This is a genomic window from Xenorhabdus thailandensis (assembly GCF_037996785.1).
In the GTDB taxonomy this organism is placed as follows: Bacteria; Pseudomonadota; Gammaproteobacteria; order Enterobacterales; family Enterobacteriaceae; genus Xenorhabdus; species Xenorhabdus griffiniae.
Window position 1 is genome coordinate 119,455 of sequence record NZ_JBBMXF010000009.1, and the last position, 15,679, is coordinate 135,133.

Sequence of the window (15,679 nt, forward strand, 5' to 3'; positions counted from 1 at the left end):
ATTCTTAATAAGGTCTGATATTACGAATGAAGCCTTCTATTGTCGCTAAATTGGAAGCACTACAAGAACGCCATGAAGAAGTTTTGGCTCACCTCGGTGATGCTGAAGTCATTGCTGATCAAGAGCGTTTTCGCGCATTATCAAAAGAATATGCTCAACTGACGGATGTGACTAACTGTTTTAAAGCCTGGAAAAGCGTTCAGGATGATATTGAAACAGCCGAGATGATGCTTGATGATCCCGAAATGCGGGAAATGGCGCAGGAAGAACTCAAAAGCGCAAAAATTCGTAATGAAGAGTTGGAACAGCAATTGCAATTGTTGTTATTACCGAAAGATCCGGATGATGAGCGCAACTGTTTCCTTGAAGTTCGTGCCGGAACGGGGGGGGATGAAGCTGCGATATTTGCCGGAGATTTATTCCGTATGTATAGCCGTTATGCTGAATCTCGTCGCTGGAAAGTGGAACTCATGAGTGCCAATGAAGGTGAACATGGCGGATATAAAGAAGTGATTGCCAAAATTTCTGGTGAGCAAGTTTATGGACACCTGAAATTTGAGTCTGGTGGTCATCGTGTTCAGCGAGTGCCGGAAACAGAATCCCAGGGGCGCATCCATACTTCTGCGTGTACAGTCGCTATCCTGCCAGAAATCCCGGAAGCGGAATTACCGGACATTAATCCAGGCGATCTGAAAATTGATACTTATCGCTCTTCCGGCGCGGGCGGGCAGCACGTTAACACCACTGACTCGGCAATTCGGATTACCCACTTGCCGACGGGGATTGTCGTGGAATGTCAGGATGAGCGTTCACAGCACAAGAACAAAGCCAAAGCGATGTCTGTGCTTGCTGCGCGTATCCGTGCCGCTGAGATGCAAAAGCGTCAGGAAGCGGAGGCTTCTGAACGCCGTAACTTGCTTGGCTCCGGTGACCGTTCAGATCGCAACCGCACTTATAACTTCCCACAGGGACGCGTTACCGATCACCGTATCAACCTGACGTTATACCGCCTTGAAGAAGTGATGGAAGGCAAACTGGATATGCTTATCCAACCTATCATTACTGAATATCAAGCAGACCAATTATCCGCATTGTCAGAGCAGGATTGATGAATTATCAACATTGGCTTCGACATGCAACTATACAGTTGGCTGAAAGTGACAGCCCTAAGCGTGATGCAGAAATTCTGTTGCAACACGTAACAGGGCGTTCCCGCACTTATTTAATTGCATTCCATGAGACACCAATTTCTCCAAAAGAAGTTAGCCAGCTTGATACCTTGCTGGCTCGTCGCATCCAGGGTGAACCGATTGCTTATATTGTGGGAGAGCGTGAATTTTGGTCGCTGCCCCTGACTGTATCACCAGCAACGTTAATCCCGCGTCCTGATACGGAATGCCTGGTGGAAAAAGCCTTGGAACTATTGCCTGCATCATCGGCTCGAATCCTGGATCTTGGCACGGGAACAGGGGCAATTGCATTGGCGCTGGCAAGTGAGCGACATGATTGCTATGTCACTGGGGTGGATATCAACCCTGATGCAGTCGCATTGGCAAGACATAATGCTGCCAGAAACGCGGAAAAATTGTCTGTTCACAATGTGAATTTTCTGCAAAGTGAGTGGTTTTCTGCGGTTGGGGAAAGACAATTTGATATGATTGTCAGTAATCCTCCCTATATTGATGAGCTTGACCCTCATCTGCGCGAAGGAGATGTCAGGTTTGAACCAGCCACTGCATTGATCGCTGCACAAAATGGCATAGCAGATTTGCAGACAATTATAGAGCAGGCTCGCCACTTCCTGTTACCAAACGGATGGCTATTATTGGAACATGGCTGGAAACAGGGAATCGTTGTCAGAAACCTATTTTTGGAAAAAGGTTATCAACAGATAGCAACTTTTCAGGATTATGGTGGTAACGAACGTATCACGGTAGGTCAATGGAATAAAAATGCAAACCATAGTTAATTATGAATTCAATAATGCCTCCCTGATAGATGGTATTATTCTGGTAACACGGGCCATTCGTCCTGATTTCCCCCACACAATGGTGACTGAGCAATTAACGGTATTGGTTGAAGAAGCGCGCCAAAAACTTACCTCTATTACTGACACCAAAGCAAAATTACACGCATTATTGATGCTGTTTTATCGAGAATGGAAATTTGGTGGCGCGAATGGGGTGTATTGTTTATCTGATACCTTGTGGTTGGATAATGTATTGCGTTCACGCCAAGGCGCTCCCGTCACATTGGGAACGATATTTACCCATATAGCTCAGGCGCTGGCATTGCCCGTACAGCCTGTTATATTCCCGACACAGTTAATCTTACGGATTGATTTGGCTGATGAGCCGACATGGTTTATTAACCCGATGAATGGCGATATGCTCAACGAACATATCCTTGATGTCTGGCTGAAATGTAATATTGGCCTGATGGTTCGTTTAGAAAATAAGGACTTACAGGAAGCCGATAATAACAGCATTGTGCGAAAAGTGACTGATATTATCAAAATTTCCTTAATGGAAGAGAAAAAAATGGAATTGGCGTTAAAAGCCAGCGAAGTCGTGCTGATGTTCGATCCCGAAGACCCATATGAAATTCGCGACCGAGGGCTAATTTATGCGCAACTCGATTGTAATCACATTGCTGTTTCAGATTTGAGTTATTTTGTCGAACATTGCCCTGAGGATCCGATCTCAGAAATGATAAAAATGCAGATTAACACCATTGATCAGAGAGCGATCATTCTCCATTAAAGGTGTTATACCAATCCAACGTCAAGTTGCAGCTTGCAAATCAATGTGATTGCTTATATCTCCCCGCTACGTGGAGAGATATAAGACGCATCTTGAAAGACGATTGGTATATAAGGCAGCATTTCCTTGCTCCTTATTTATTTTTATGGATACAGCAAATTATTTGTCCTTAACAAGAGAAGGTATAAACATGCAACAGAAAGTGGTTAATATTGGTGACATCAAGGTCGCAAATGATCTGCCTTTTGTACTGTTTGGTGGAATGAATGTCCTTGAGTCACGGGATTTGGCCATGCGTATTTGTGAACACTATGTGACCGTAACGCAAAAACTGGGCATTCCTTATGTTTTTAAGGCGTCTTTTGATAAGGCTAACCGTTCTTCGATCCACTCCTATCGCGGGCCTGGTCTGGAAGAGGGGATGAGGATCTTTCAGGAGCTGAAACAGACTTTTGGCGTGAAAATCATCACGGATGTACATGAACCCGCCCAAGCCCAAGTTGTTGCAGAGGTGGTTGATGTTATCCAGCTTCCTGCTTTCCTTGCCCGCCAGACTGATTTGGTTGAGGCGATGGCAAAAACGGGCGCAGTTATCAATGTCAAAAAACCGCAGTTCGTTAGCCCAGGGCAGATGGGAAATATTGTTGAAAAATTTAAAGAGGGTGGTAACGATCAGGTAATACTGTGTGATCGCGGCAGTAATTTTGGTTACGACAACCTGGTCGTCGATATGTTGGGCTTTGGTGTCATGAAACAGGCAACCCAGGGTTCGCCAGTGATTTTTGATGTTACTCACTCATTACAGTGCCGTGATCCATTGGGTGCGGCTTCCGGCGGTCGTCGTGCGCAAGTGTCAGAACTGGCTCGTGCTGGTATGGCGGTAGGAATTGCCGGTTTGTTCCTTGAAGCTCATCCTGATCCAGAAAATGCAAAATGTGATGGCCCATCAGCATTACCATTGGCAAAACTGGAACCATTCCTGATGCAGATGAAAGCCATTGACGATGTAGTGAAAAGTTTCCCAGAGCTGGATACCAGCAAATAATCACGGGAGCTGTTTTGATTTTTTGATAATGCGGTTGCAGAAATATTGCCCTGTGACCGCTTATTTTTTACGCATTATCTTTAATAAATAATCTCTTGCCGGGAAAATCAATTAATACTGCATATTGATTGAAGAAGTTATTTCCAATGAGTCCATCCGCATTGAACTGATTAAAATCCCCATCAACCAGCATTGAATTCAGTTTTATGTCTTTAGTGCCTGCCTCATCAAGTTGAAATGCCGATACAGTACATTTTTCATTGGCCAGCTCTTTTATTAATGCCCCACAGGGAAGAATAACGGGAGGTGATTGCAGCCTTTTTTGCCAAAAAACGGAAGCTGTTGCACCAGTATCCAGAATCATGTTGTAACTCTTGGTGTTTTGTGAAACTTTGACAACAATACCTTCATGCGTGAGTCTCAGCGGTAATTCGCGCCAACCATTAACCACATTGACGCCCAATGCTTGCAAATGGTCAGAAACTGACAATCGTTGTTTTTTGTAATCAATAATAATAACTTTATCTTTGAATAAACCAAGGCCCATTACCATCGAAGTGGGAAGTTTCTTTTCTTTACCTAACAAGGTCACTCCCCATGGTTTTAGCGAAACGCCGGTAATATCCTTAAATACCATTCCGTTTATCGAAAGTTTGGGAATGTTAAATTGGTCATTAAAATAAACTTTGCCAGTAATGTCAGTAGAGCGTGCTTTTTCCGGCATTATCACTAAGCCTGAGATTTTCGACATAACCTCTTTCGTTAAATGGAATCCTCGAGATGATCCCGTGTCGAACATTAAGTTTTGCTTTTTTCCATCAATTTCGAGATTTGCTATCGGCATAGAAAATTCATCAAACTGAAAATCTATATACATGACTTCTTCAGCAGCCATGGAGTTTGTGACAAACAATGGCGTAATGGAAGAAAAAACGGTAAGTGCAATTATCGTGAGACGTTTATTGAATGAAAAAAGCATGAAAATTCTCCCTATCTGCGTTTAGATTTAAGTCAAACTTTGGGGTGAAAAATGGGCTTCTCTTGAAATTCGCAATAAGAATATTAGACCAAAAAAAGCATCCAATATTCTTATCTGGGGATTTAGATTAATCTATTTCTTTCAGTGCTTTGGATAAAGTGGCATAAAAACTCAATTGTCCTTTAATTGGCTCGACTTTGGCTCGTGCCAGCGTTTTCAAAGGCTGGAAGGAGATATCGCACACAACGAGATGTTTCTCTTTTCCCATTTCCCGAACGAATGCTTGAAAAGCATGTAGCCCACCTGCATCCAGAACCGGAACAGCATCCCACTGCATAATAATGGTGTGATAATCGGTGCCTTGTTCTTTCAGTTCAGTAAAAATACGCTCTGCGGCTGCGAAAAACGGGGGCCATTAATTCGCACAACCAATAAACCGGCATCATGATTCGTTGCGGGAGAAATGCTGATTTGTGTCATATTGGCAATTTTGCGCATAAACAGCAGTGAAGCCAGCACAATGCCTATCGTGATTGCCACTACCATATCAAACAGCACCGTTAATGACATACACAGCAACATCACGATGATATCGTCTTTGGGGGCACGGCGGATGAGATCCACAACCTTATGGGCTTCGCTCATATTCCACGCCACAATCAACAAAATGGCTGACATAGCGGCAAGCGGTAAATAAGAAAGTATTGGGGCAAGAACCAGCAGGGCCAACAATACCAGCAGGGAGTGAACGACAGCGGCAATGGGTGAGGTTGCCCCTGCCCGCACATTGGCGGCTGAACGCGCGATAGCCGCAGTTGCGGTGATCCCACCAAAGAAGGGGGCGACAATATTACCCATTCCCTGACCGATCAATTCACTGTTGGAATGATGTTTTTTTCCGGTCATGCCATCAAGAATAACGGCGCACAACAGGGATTCAATTGCGCCTAACATTGCCATAGAAAATGCAGCGGGCAGTAATGCTGATATTGTATTCCAGCTAATATCAAGAGAATGAGTGTCAGGCAATTGCCACGGCAGGACAAATTGGGGAAGAATGGGGGGAATACCTTGGCCTTGTGTACCTTCTTCCAGCGTATAGCTAAATGATGAACCAATTGTTGCCACATCATGACCTAACAGATGCATGATCCCCATGATACCTGTACCTGCTATTAAAGCGGGTAAGTGACCTGGTAACTTTATCCTGAGTTTTGGCCAGAAAATCAAGACCAGCAGGGTTGTTAAACCAATAAGGGTATCGCTCAGTTGTAATGAAGGAAACGCTTGGGAAAGGGCAATCACCTTATTAATATAATTTTCCGGTACATGGTCTAATTTCAGGCCGAAGAAATTTTGCACTTGCATGGTAGCGATGGTAATGGCAATACCAGAAGTGAATCCAAGCGTAACAGAGAGTGGAATATACTCAATCAATCGGCCTAATCGCGCTAATCCCATGATAAGCAAGATAATGCCTGACATGAGCGTGGCAATGAGCAAACCACTGAGGCCAAATTGTTGCGATACAGGATAGAGTATCACCACAAAAGCAGCTGTTGGGCCGGAAACGCTATAGCGTGATCCTCCGGTCACAGCAATAATCATGCCGGCAATAGCCGCAGTATACAGGCCGTATTGTGGTGCAACACCACTGCCGATTGCCAGAGCCATTGCTAGTGGAATAGCAATGATTCCCACGGTGATCCCAGCAATTATATCTTTGATAAAACGGTGAAAAGAGTAAGTTTCTTTCCAACAAGCGTCAATAAGCGCACTAAATGGACGTATTCCCTTAATTTTACGAGTGTTCATTTAATTGAGAACCCAGAAATAAGATAGCAGATGATGAGCTGATAAAAGTGATATTAGCATATCGCTTTTATCAGCTCAGAAAAGTGTTATATGTCAAAAAGTTAACTAACGTGCCTATTTCACCTTGAGTGAATCGTCGTATAAAATTGATATCAGTGACAGATTTACTGCTATTATGCAGTTTAAAAGCCATTATGGAATGATGATTATAAAATATATATAAATCAATTTGTTAAAGCTAAGGATATGATAAATTGTCTAGAGCACAACGTTTGCTAACTCTGATGGAAATATTACGTAGTTATCACTTTCCCATACAGGGCAAAGTATTGGCGCAGAAATTGAAGATTAGTTTAAGGACACTTTATCGGGATATTGCGACCTTGCAGGTTCAAGGGGCAAATATCGAGGGAGAAGCGGGTATTGGTTATGTCTTACGGCCGGGATTTGTCTTACCTCCATTAATGTTAACGCAAAATGAGATAGAAGCCCTGGCATTAGGGGCCAGTTGGGTGACTAGGCGCGCTGATTCACAATTGAAAGCATCTGCCAATAGTGCAATCAATAAAATTGCCGCCGTGATCCCAACAGAACTCAAACAATATCTTGAGGAAAATGCACTATTAATTGGGCCTGCCGCTACGAAAATTACGCCTTCCGTTGATATTTCGCAAATACGGCAAGCGATCAGTCATCGGCATAAAATTACTTTCACTTATTTAGATCTGAAAAACAATCAATCAACCAGAACAATATGGCCATTTGCATTGGGATATTTTGAGAATATCAGTATTGTTATTGGTTGGTGTGAATTAAGAAAAACATTTCGTCATTTCAGATCGGATAGAATGCGTCATTTGAAGATAGAACAACGGTGTTATCCCCGTTCAAGACTGTCTTTACTTAAAGAATGGCGGGAAACGGAAAAATATCGTGTTAGCTGCTGACAAAAACTGTCACACGGGTTTGTTACTTTGGGGGTTCTTAATGTACTGAATCCGTTATCTGACTGTTGGAGTTTTTTATGTTAACCTTGACACATTCAAAGCTTAAGTTAAGCCCTAATCTTCAACTGATTTATGTCTCTGATATCAAACGTTCTACAGCCTTTTATTCAACTATTTTTAATGCTGAACCGGTTTTTTCCAGCCCGCGTTATGTCGCATTTACTGCGGGTAAAGAAGCTATTTTTGCTATTTGGAGTGGAGGAATAAAGCCAGACAATACCGTGCCGAGATTTTCAGAAATGGGTATTATGTTGCCCACTTGCGAAGAGGTTGATCAACTTTTTGAGAAATGGCAACAAAATCCCAATATTGATATTCAGCAGGAACCCTACACTGATGTTTTTGGCCGCACTTTTCTCGTGAAAGATCCCGATGGTCATATGATTCGGGTTTGTCCTTTGGATTAAGGGAATGATAAAACGTTTTAAAATCACGATAATGGCTCATATGGAATGTAGAGTAGGCCTCAAGTTTGATGTCATCTCCCCAGCGGCCCCTCGTCAAACCGTGCGTGCGGTTTTCCCGCACACGGCTTTCCGACTGTCTTCTTCCTGCTGCATTACGACGTTACAAGGCGAGCATACCGACTGACTTCGTTTCCGTTTATCGACAGACTATACAACTTAAATAACCCGTGATACTTGTAGAACCAGCTCGGCGGATGGTCCCTCCATCCTTTAGTTCGCTTCTTGTGCTTCTTCCTCAACATAATACAGAGTGTCCATATCGTGTAATTTGCGATGCTTTTGAAATGCATCCGGGAGTTGCACGTCTTGAAATAATTACCCCACCCTCTAAGGATTGGGTTTATTTCTGTTCTGATTAGCTCCGGAAGATCCCGATGCTGACCTTTTCGTGTCACTTCACGAATCTTTCGCTTTACTCTTTTCATCGCTTCTGGTGAGGGGTAGTAATAGGTTCTCAATTTTCCATCCCTTTTGGACGGCTGCACTGCAAACCTGTGCCCCAGAAAGTCAAACGGTGACTTTATTGCATGAACGACTTTCGTCTTTTCGGTATTTAGCGTCAATCCAAGCTGATCAAGTACCTTACAGGCTTGAGCCAGATAAAACCTCGGTGCTTTCTTACACAAAATGACAAAGTCATCGGCATAACGAACAAGATGAGCGTCATGCTCACGCTGATTGAATCCCTCTTTTTCCCAGATATGATCCAGCCAGTGCAGGTAAAGATTAGCCAGTAGTGGAGATATCACGCCTCCTTGTGGAGTTCCTGCTATCCCCGCTTTCAGGTTTCCCTCTTCCATTACTCCAGCTTTCAGCCACATTTCAATCAGTTTCACAACTGAGCGATCTATGACTCTGGTTCTCACCGATAACAGCAATTTATCATGGGGGATAGTGTCAAAATAAGACTTCAAATCAGCATCTACCACCCAGTAACATTTAAAATTTAGCCACTTATAGATTTCTCTCAGCGCCTGCTGCGCATTTCTGCGAGGCCGAAAGCCATATGAAAAATCTTTAAAACTCGCTTCGAAAAGCGGTTCTATGACTATCTTTACTGCTGCCTGAACTACACGATCTTCAATAACAGGTATGCCCAGTGGTCTTTCCTTTCCATCCGGTTTAGGAATGTAAACCCTACGCACCGGTTGAGGAGAGTACTTCTTTTGAACTAGCTTCTTCTGGATGTCTTGCAGAAAGTTACCTACACCAATTTCAGTTTCAATCTTATCGATTGTTAACCTATCAATTCCTGAAGAACCTTTATTGGCTTTAACCTGCGTCCATGCCATAACAAGCACACGACCACTACATACCTTGTCATACAGAACACCAAATTTACGTTTTGGATCCGCCTTGGCTGCCAGGTATAGCTTGCGTTGCAGTACTCGTACCTTTTCAAATGCCGTGTTTAGAGCTTTCGCAATCACGTAGTACCTCCTGTAACAACAGGCATGACAGAAGTAGAGGTCCTTCCCTACGGTAAGGTTATGTTGTCCCTACCATCAACAGTACTATGACCTCCTCCGACTCCTCTATCCTGCATCTCTCAGAATTTCAGCGGTTACCTTATATCTTTGATTACGCAGTGGGTTAGACTACGACAGGTAGAGGTCTCGTTCGTTCCACTCAGTGCTATACATGCATCCCATCCTCAATACCCCGGATCCCTGTCATGACTTCATATGGTTGTTAATCCATCATGATTCACTGGCCTTCGCCCCCATTCTAAAGGCTCGGCAGGATCACCCTACACCACACTCTCCCAGCATAACTGTATGGCTGAAATTTACGAGGCTTGTTCAGGTTCACTTGCGTTACGGGCTGCATACTTGCGCGCACCCACAGTCTGGGTCAGGGGTCACGTTTATCCGGCGTTGCTCCCGTGTTTCAGTCACCATCCACACGTACGCCATAGCTACGCAGTCAAATCAACCAACTACTGCGGCAGGACTTTCACCTGCAAGACACTGAGCAGCTTAGCGAACCGCTCAAAATGGGAAATCATCATGACCTCACTGAGAAAGTGGAAGCTTCACGGTGGCGTTTGAGTAATCTGTTTTCAATGAGCTGTTGATGCCAGAGAGGCCAAAATTTTTGGCAACAGTTATCGACGCAGTTCTTCTAAATTATACATGCCTGAGGATCTCTGCGATTTTGTTTTCTTTAGCAAAAACGTTGATCGTGCCTCAGGCATTTTAGTTCTCTTCTTAAGCAAATCTCAGGTTATCTGTCAGGATGCAATTAATCTAAATATCGTAACCGATGCCGAAAAATCCGTATTAATTGCCTGGCGAAAATACCGAGTGCTGCTCAAACGGGGGATTGCCCCACCGCATCCGATATCCCATGATCTGGGCAGCCGGAATAACCATGACCCCTGTTCATTGTCGATGCGATAATTAATTGGTATCTGTGATATTCAGATATAGTTGGAGAATTTTATTCACTTCGTCAGTACTGACAATCTCACCATTCTCATCTTTTAATTGCAAGCTGGCAACAGCCTTAGCAAAGGGTAAAGTATCAGTAGAAGAAAGTTGCGCATCCCACGAGATCATATTTGCGGGGCTGTCTTTTTCCTTTAATAAATTATCAATAATGTCACTGATGTTTGACTGATTCTGCATCCACGCTTTGTCCTGAGCAGCCCAAAACCAACGGCTAATGAGAAAAGTGTGCCACAAGTCAGCCCAGTTACGATATGTTTTACGCAAACGTGGTGCAAGCATACGCGTCCACGTTTTGGCTTCGTCCGGTGTTATATATTTTAGGCGGCTACCTTCCAGGCAGAGCATGCTAAATCTAACATAATCCCAGACCCAATAGTCCATATTTTGAATATTCTGAGTATTGTTATACATCATTTTATATTGCCAGATAATTTCTTGTTTTTTAGTCTCATCTTCCTGACTTTGTTCAATATCAGCAAGTAGTTTGTCGAATTCATTTTTAGTCATGCCTGCCAGTTCGTTTTTCATATCATAAAAAACACGAGTAGGGCCACCCATAGAAAGCCAAAATAACTGATGAATTAAATCCTGTCTGTTTTTTATCTTCCATGAAGATGTTAAACCATTATCTTCTGCTGTTTCGGGGGCATAGTCGTTGACTGCATAATCATTTAAATGCGCATAAGGTGCCCCTACAATGATCCCCCAATCGTCGTTCGTCACGGGTGGGAGGGTGTTTTGTGAGAAGGTAACTGCTTCTCCATTCATATTGTTAGCCATACTATTAATATGAGTATAAAGGTTATAACCAATCATCAGCAGAACGAGGAATAATCCAGCTGTACGTAATTTGCTCATAAAATATCCCTTTATTTGTGGTTTGAAGGGGGGTGATAAAAAGATTTTTAATAAGTTATAAAATGGAAAGAGAACGGATTAATTTCAGGTTATCAATGTAATATCTCTGGCGTAAGACGGGGTTTGGGTTGGATAATTCACGTTATTCACTCTGGCCTTAGGTTTCCTGCATCAAACACGACATACAATGGTGACTTAACTAATTTTAATGAATTTATACCAATCTAATTTCAAGATGCGTGTGATGTCTCCCCGCTTTGCGGGGAGACATCAATTTTCATATCGTGTTGTCAATTGCAACTTGAAGTTTAATGCGTATAGTTAATATTCATTGGGTTAAATAACAAAAATTTGCCTGACAAGAAAATTAATCGTGTCTCAGGTATGTTTATTTTTTAACTTGTTAATTATTACAGATAGCGTTCTTTGGCGGATAAATCCACTGGCTGGCCTAATTATAAACCAGTAAAAAGTAAATTTTTTCTTAACACTATCACTAGGGCAAAAAATAAATGTTTCGGTCACTAGTGAGTGATAACCATCAAGATGTTCCTTGACTAAAAAGCGCAGTACCAATTTAGCTGATTTATGATCATCAAAACTGATAAATGATGCTAGGTCAGGTTGGGGTATAATACCTAAATCTGCTTGCCAAAATCTGCCCGTTAATCCCATTGATATTTCATGACTATTTTCATTAAGTGAAGTAAAAGTTTTTAAGCCAAATTCTTGGTCATTGTTTTTTCTTCCTAATTTATTCAGTAAATAAGTTGGCAGATTTCTCATTTTGGACAAAGTTTTAATAAATAAATCATCGGTCATTTCAAAGTCTTTTACAGCCTGGATTATTTCTTGCGCTGGTATCTTTATCGATTCTGATTCATGGATTTCATGAAAATGAAAGCAAGGGAGAAAAGGTGTTGGGTGTTTCCATGTCTTATATTCTTTACTATTGACTATTCCTAAAAATGTCACTGCTTATCTCCTGTATTGTAGTAAAGATATGAAATTTTCATTTTTCATAGAGTTACTGGTAATGTCAATCAAAGTGTAATTGGTTTATCTTTGATATTGTTTCTATCTGTTACTTTTACCCTTGCCTGTTATCAGTAACTGATGCTGACATAATGATTCTGCCCATATCATATTAAGAATTGACCGCTTAATGATGAATAAATATGGAGGATGGACTATTTTATTTAAAATGTAAAGGGCTTAATGCTTAATGTAATAAGGATGAGTAATATGTCAATTTTAGCCATTATTAAAGGTACTCCTATTTGGGTTTGGATTTTATTTGTTTTTCTGATTAAACGGGGTATCAATGCGTTATATGACAGGGAAATGCGTATTGATCGGCTGTTTTTTATGCCGGTTTTGTTTTTAATATGGGCAGTTTACAGTGTATTAAATGAAACGACATTTCCAAATTCGGCATTCCTGGCGCTTATTGTCGGTATTGTTGTGGGAGGGGGTATCGGATGGGGCTTATGGCGTAGTCAACCAAGATTAAGAAAAGGTAATGGAGATGGCTCAATCATTCGTTCAGGAACGCCTTTGAATTTGAGTCTGATCCTTACTGTTTTTATAGTGAAGTTTATTATTTCTGCCATGATGAGTATTAACTCTAATTTGTTATATTCTTTCAATTTTAATTTACTGTTTGGTTTTATTTGTGGACTATCGGATGGTGTCTTTTGGGGAGGAACGCTTAATTTATTTATTCACTATGTAAAAAATAATAAAAAGGAATAAGGTGAAACTATTTTATATTTTATTTTAATAAAAATGGTTGTCTGATAGTCATACCCATATGATCGAATAAGGAGAAACAAATGTCAGTATATTCGTTTGATAAGGAAATGGTTGCGGTTGAGATTAGCCAGCCAGGAGAGCCTAATGTTTTAACACTGATAAAAATGCCTATTCCTGAACTTAGCGAAGAGGAAATATTGGTTAAAGTGGCAGCCGCAGGTGTCAATCGCCCCGATGTGGCACAGCGACGTGGATATTATCCCCCACCAGCGGGGGCTTCTGAAATTCCAGGTTTGGAAGTTTCAGGGACAGTTGTTGCTGTTGATCCAGCTGTAACGCGCTATGCTGTTGGTGATCAGGTATGTGCATTAATTGCAGGGGGAGGGTACGCTGAATATTGCAAAGTACATGAGAGTAACGCATTACCAATCCCTAAAGGTTATAGTTTGTTGGAAGCTGCGGCATTACCGGAAACATTTTTTACGGTATGGGTGAATCTATTTCAACGTGGCAAGTTGAAAGCAGGTGAAACGGTTTTAGTCCACGGCGGCACTTCGGGTATTGGCACTGTTGCTACTTTACTGGCAAAAACATTTGGTGCTTATGTGATTACCACTGTAGGTTCTGAAGAGAAACGTCAAGCCAGTTTGGCGTTAGGTGCTGATGTCTCTATCAACTATAAAACGGAGGACTTTGTCGAACTCACTTTACAAGCGACTAATGGACACGGTGCAGATGTGATTGTTGATCTTATCGCTGGTGATTATGTGGCAAAAAATTTTCAGGCGGCAGCTACAGAGGGCAGAATTATTCAAATAGGTGTGCAGCATGGAAAGGCGAACGCACTTAATTTGATGCCATTACTGCAAAAACGTCTCACAATCACAGGTTCTACACTGCGTTCTCGTAGTGTTGAAGATAAAGCCAATATTGCTCGTGATCTACGTGAAAAAGTTTGGCCTTTATTAGAGCAAGGGAAAATTAAGCCACAGATATTTAAAACGTTCCCACTCAGCCAGGCATCAAAGGCGCACGCACTGATGGAAAGCAGTGAGCATATTGGGAAAATTATGCTGGTGGTATAGGCGATTTTATTGGGTATTTGGGATGGAAAAACAGCCTGAATATCAATTCAGGCTGTTTCGTAGAAAATGGCGGTGAGGGAGGGATTCGAACCCTCGATACGTTTTCACGTATACACACTTTCCAGGCGTGCTCCTTCAGCCTCTCGGACACCTCACCGTATTTCATATTGCAGTGATTTCTCTTGAGTTCGTCGCTGCAACGGGGCGCTACTATAGGGAAAAACAGGGCAGGCGTCAACAGGCTTATGACGATTTTTTCAGGCTTTTTGACCAATTAGACAAATAAAAAACAATTTGTGTGGTGGATAGCCAATTACGGGGAGTAAAGATGCTTTTTTTGTTGCAACAGATTATGGCAAATTTGTTAACCAGATAACATTATCATTATTTTTATTCCTGTCTTCCTTATAGGAGGCTTGCAACCTTTCAGCAATAAGTTAACCCTATTAGAAAAACAAAAAGGAATGAGATTTTATGAACATCATCTTCTTTCACTCTTCCCCTAATTTTAATGGCGATGAATGGATTCAGGGAATACAAGCTCGATTACCTGAAGCTAACATCCGGCAATGGATTAGTGGTGATAATGCCCCGGCTGATTATGCATTAGTTTGGTTACCTCCCTATGAAATGTTAGCTAACCGTCAGGATATCAAAGGCATATTTTCACTTGGGGCTGGAGTGGATGCCATCCTTCAGCAAGAATTAGCCAATCCAGGGACATTGCCTAAAGGGATCCCGCTAATACGTCTTGAAGATACGGGCATGGCACAGCAAATGCAGGAATATGCGGTTTCCTCAGTTTTATACTATTTTCGCCGCATGGATGAATATAAACAATATCAAGAACAGCGTCTTTGGAACCCCATTCCTGCCCATAATCGAGAAGAGTTTGTTATTGGTGTCCTGGGGGCAGGCGTTTTGGGGCGTAGCGTTATTGAAAAATTGAAAGAATTTGATTTCAATGTTCGCTGCTGGAGCCGAACACCAAAACAAATTGATCATGTCGAGAGTTTTTATGGGAAAACGCAACTGAATGATTTCCTTTCTGAATGTAAGGTATTGATTAATATTCTGCCGGATACGCCAGAAACGCGTGGTCTCTTAAATCTTGCACTATTCAGGCAGTTAAAATCTGGCTCATATGTGATTAATATTGCACGAGGTGCCCAATTGGTAGAGCAAGATTTGCTGACAGCCATTGATAACGGATATGTGGCTGGCGCAACCCTGGATGTATTTGTTGAAGAACCGCTATCAAATTTGCATCCTTTCTGGACTCACCCACGCATTAATATCACGCCACATATCGCGGCTAAGACTATTCTTGATGAAGCTATAGATATGATTTGTGACAATATTCGACGAATGGAAAAAGGTGAATCACCCATTGGCCTCGTTGATGTGACCCTTGGTTATTAACAACTCGCTTTACAGCAAGGCAGACGATTAG

General features: G+C 42.1%; 14 protein-coding genes, 1 tRNA gene and 2 pseudogenes. 10 read left to right on the forward strand and 7 right to left on the reverse strand.

The window, feature by feature from the left end; genetic code table 11:
* The first annotated feature begins 26 nt into the window (after positions 1–26).
* From prfA to kdsA, 4 genes are all read left to right on the forward strand, one after another.
* Positions 27–1,109 carry a peptide chain release factor 1 gene (gene prfA, locus AAC853_RS08930; protein WP_189759986.1) on the forward strand — a complete coding sequence of 361 codons (1,083 nt, stop codon included), beginning with the start codon at positions 27–29 and terminating at the stop codon, positions 1,107–1,109.
* Positions 1,109–1,969 (forward strand): peptide chain release factor N(5)-glutamine methyltransferase, encoded by an 861-nt coding sequence (gene prmC / locus AAC853_RS08935; RefSeq protein WP_340614333.1) that lies wholly within the window; start codon positions 1,109–1,111, stop codon positions 1,967–1,969. Before prfA ends, prmC begins: the two co-directional genes overlap by 1 nt.
* Complete coding sequence (sirB1, locus tag AAC853_RS08940) at positions 1,953–2,762, forward strand: invasion regulator SirB1 (protein ID WP_340614334.1); 810 nt, start codon at positions 1,953–1,955, stop codon at positions 2,760–2,762. Before prmC ends, sirB1 begins: the two co-directional genes overlap by 17 nt.
* 190 nt (positions 2,763–2,952) lie before the next feature.
* Positions 2,953–3,807, forward strand: a complete 855-nt coding sequence (gene kdsA / locus AAC853_RS08945; protein ID WP_273570881.1) for a 3-deoxy-8-phosphooctulonate synthase — start codon at positions 2,953–2,955, stop codon at positions 3,805–3,807.
* A 67-nt stretch (positions 3,808–3,874) separates the two neighbouring features.
* On the opposite strand, the gene AAC853_RS08950 is transcribed toward kdsA, so the two are convergent.
* On the reverse strand, positions 3,875–4,786 hold the full coding sequence (locus tag AAC853_RS08950; RefSeq protein ID WP_340614335.1) for a pepsin/retropepsin-like aspartic protease family protein: 912 nt from the start codon (positions 4,784–4,786) through the stop codon (positions 3,875–3,877).
* Positions 4,787–4,913: 127 nt separating this feature from the next.
* Positions 4,914–6,601: pseudogene (gene dauA, locus AAC853_RS08955) on the reverse strand (C4-dicarboxylic acid transporter DauA).
* A 254-nt stretch (positions 6,602–6,855) separates the two neighbouring features.
* Between dauA and AAC853_RS08960 the strand changes: the two are divergent.
* Both AAC853_RS08960 and AAC853_RS08965 read left to right on the forward strand, forming a co-directional pair.
* A complete protein-coding gene (locus tag AAC853_RS08960) occupies positions 6,856–7,548 on the forward strand; it encodes a helix-turn-helix transcriptional regulator (protein ID WP_338885458.1) in 693 nt (230 codons plus the stop codon).
* Positions 7,549–7,625: 77 nt separating this feature from the next.
* Complete coding sequence (locus AAC853_RS08965; protein ID WP_340614336.1) at positions 7,626–8,015, forward strand: VOC family protein; 390 nt, start codon at positions 7,626–7,628, stop codon at positions 8,013–8,015.
* Positions 8,016–8,167: 152 nt separating this feature from the next.
* Here the strand turns inward: AAC853_RS08965 and ltrA are convergent, their stop codons facing one another.
* On the reverse strand, positions 8,168–9,505 hold the full coding sequence (gene ltrA / locus AAC853_RS08970) for a group II intron reverse transcriptase/maturase (RefSeq protein WP_340613479.1): 1,338 nt from the start codon (positions 9,503–9,505) through the stop codon (positions 8,168–8,170).
* 554 nt (positions 9,506–10,059) lie between these two features.
* Positions 10,060–10,193: pseudogene (locus tag AAC853_RS17835) on the reverse strand (IS982 family transposase); the annotation flags it as partial.
* 17 nt (positions 10,194–10,210) lie between these two features.
* Here AAC853_RS17835 and AAC853_RS08975 point away from each other — a divergent pair.
* A complete protein-coding gene (locus tag AAC853_RS08975) occupies positions 10,211–10,477 on the forward strand; it encodes a tail fiber assembly protein (RefSeq protein ID WP_340614337.1) in 267 nt (88 codons plus the stop codon).
* Here the strand turns inward: AAC853_RS08975 and AAC853_RS08980 are convergent, their stop codons facing one another.
* Together AAC853_RS08980 and AAC853_RS08985 are read right to left on the reverse strand one after the other, a co-directional pair.
* Positions 10,478–11,386: a DUF1266 domain-containing protein gene (locus tag AAC853_RS08980; protein ID WP_340614338.1), complete on the reverse strand. Its 909-nt coding sequence runs from the start codon at positions 11,384–11,386 to the stop codon at positions 10,478–10,480. It lies immediately after the preceding gene.
* Between the two features lie 378 nt (positions 11,387–11,764).
* Complete coding sequence (locus tag AAC853_RS08985; RefSeq protein ID WP_338885463.1) at positions 11,765–12,361, reverse strand: hypothetical protein; 597 nt, start codon at positions 12,359–12,361, stop codon at positions 11,765–11,767.
* A gap of 270 nt (positions 12,362–12,631) precedes the next feature.
* On the opposite strand from AAC853_RS08985, the gene AAC853_RS08990 reads away from it, so the two are divergent.
* Both AAC853_RS08990 and AAC853_RS08995 read left to right on the forward strand, forming a co-directional pair.
* Entirely contained in the window at positions 12,632–13,141 is a 510-nt protein-coding gene (locus AAC853_RS08990; protein ID WP_340614339.1) for a DUF6622 family protein, read from the forward strand.
* An 80-nt stretch (positions 13,142–13,221) separates the two neighbouring features.
* On the forward strand, positions 13,222–14,226 hold the full coding sequence (locus tag AAC853_RS08995; RefSeq protein WP_340614340.1) for an NAD(P)H-quinone oxidoreductase: 1,005 nt from the start codon (positions 13,222–13,224) through the stop codon (positions 14,224–14,226).
* Positions 14,227–14,293: 67 nt separating this feature from the next.
* On the opposite strand, the gene AAC853_RS09000 is transcribed toward AAC853_RS08995, so the two are convergent.
* Positions 14,294–14,383 (reverse strand) — tRNA-Ser (locus tag AAC853_RS09000).
* 317 nt (positions 14,384–14,700) lie between these two features.
* Here AAC853_RS09000 and ghrA point away from each other — a divergent pair.
* Positions 14,701–15,648 (forward strand): glyoxylate/hydroxypyruvate reductase GhrA, encoded by a 948-nt coding sequence (ghrA, locus tag AAC853_RS09005; RefSeq protein ID WP_340614341.1) that lies wholly within the window; start codon positions 14,701–14,703, stop codon positions 15,646–15,648.
* Positions 15,649–15,679: the final 31 nt, after the last annotated feature.

Excerpts from the sequence above, each read along its gene's own strand:
- prfA (WP_189759986.1), top strand. The coding sequence starts at position 27 with ATGAAGCCTTCTATTGTCGCTAAATTGGAAGCACTACAAGAACGCCAT.
- prmC (WP_340614333.1), top strand. The coding sequence starts at position 1,109 with ATGAATTATCAACATTGGCTTCGACATGCAACTATACAGTTGGCTGAA.
- sirB1 (WP_340614334.1), top strand. The coding sequence starts at position 1,953 with ATGCAAACCATAGTTAATTATGAATTCAATAATGCCTCCCTGATAGAT.
- kdsA (WP_273570881.1), top strand. The coding sequence starts at position 2,953 with ATGCAACAGAAAGTGGTTAATATTGGTGACATCAAGGTCGCAAATGAT.
- AAC853_RS08950 (WP_340614335.1), bottom strand. The coding sequence starts at position 4,786 with ATGCTTTTTTCATTCAATAAACGTCTCACGATAATTGCACTTACCGTT.
- AAC853_RS08965 (WP_340614336.1), top strand. The coding sequence starts at position 7,626 with ATGTTAACCTTGACACATTCAAAGCTTAAGTTAAGCCCTAATCTTCAA.
- AAC853_RS08975 (WP_340614337.1), top strand. The coding sequence starts at position 10,211 with ATGCCTGAGGATCTCTGCGATTTTGTTTTCTTTAGCAAAAACGTTGAT.
- AAC853_RS08980 (WP_340614338.1), bottom strand. The coding sequence starts at position 11,386 with ATGAGCAAATTACGTACAGCTGGATTATTCCTCGTTCTGCTGATGATT.
- AAC853_RS08990 (WP_340614339.1), top strand. The coding sequence starts at position 12,632 with ATGTCAATTTTAGCCATTATTAAAGGTACTCCTATTTGGGTTTGGATT.
- AAC853_RS08995 (WP_340614340.1), top strand. The coding sequence starts at position 13,222 with ATGTCAGTATATTCGTTTGATAAGGAAATGGTTGCGGTTGAGATTAGC.
- ghrA (WP_340614341.1), top strand. The coding sequence starts at position 14,701 with ATGAACATCATCTTCTTTCACTCTTCCCCTAATTTTAATGGCGATGAA.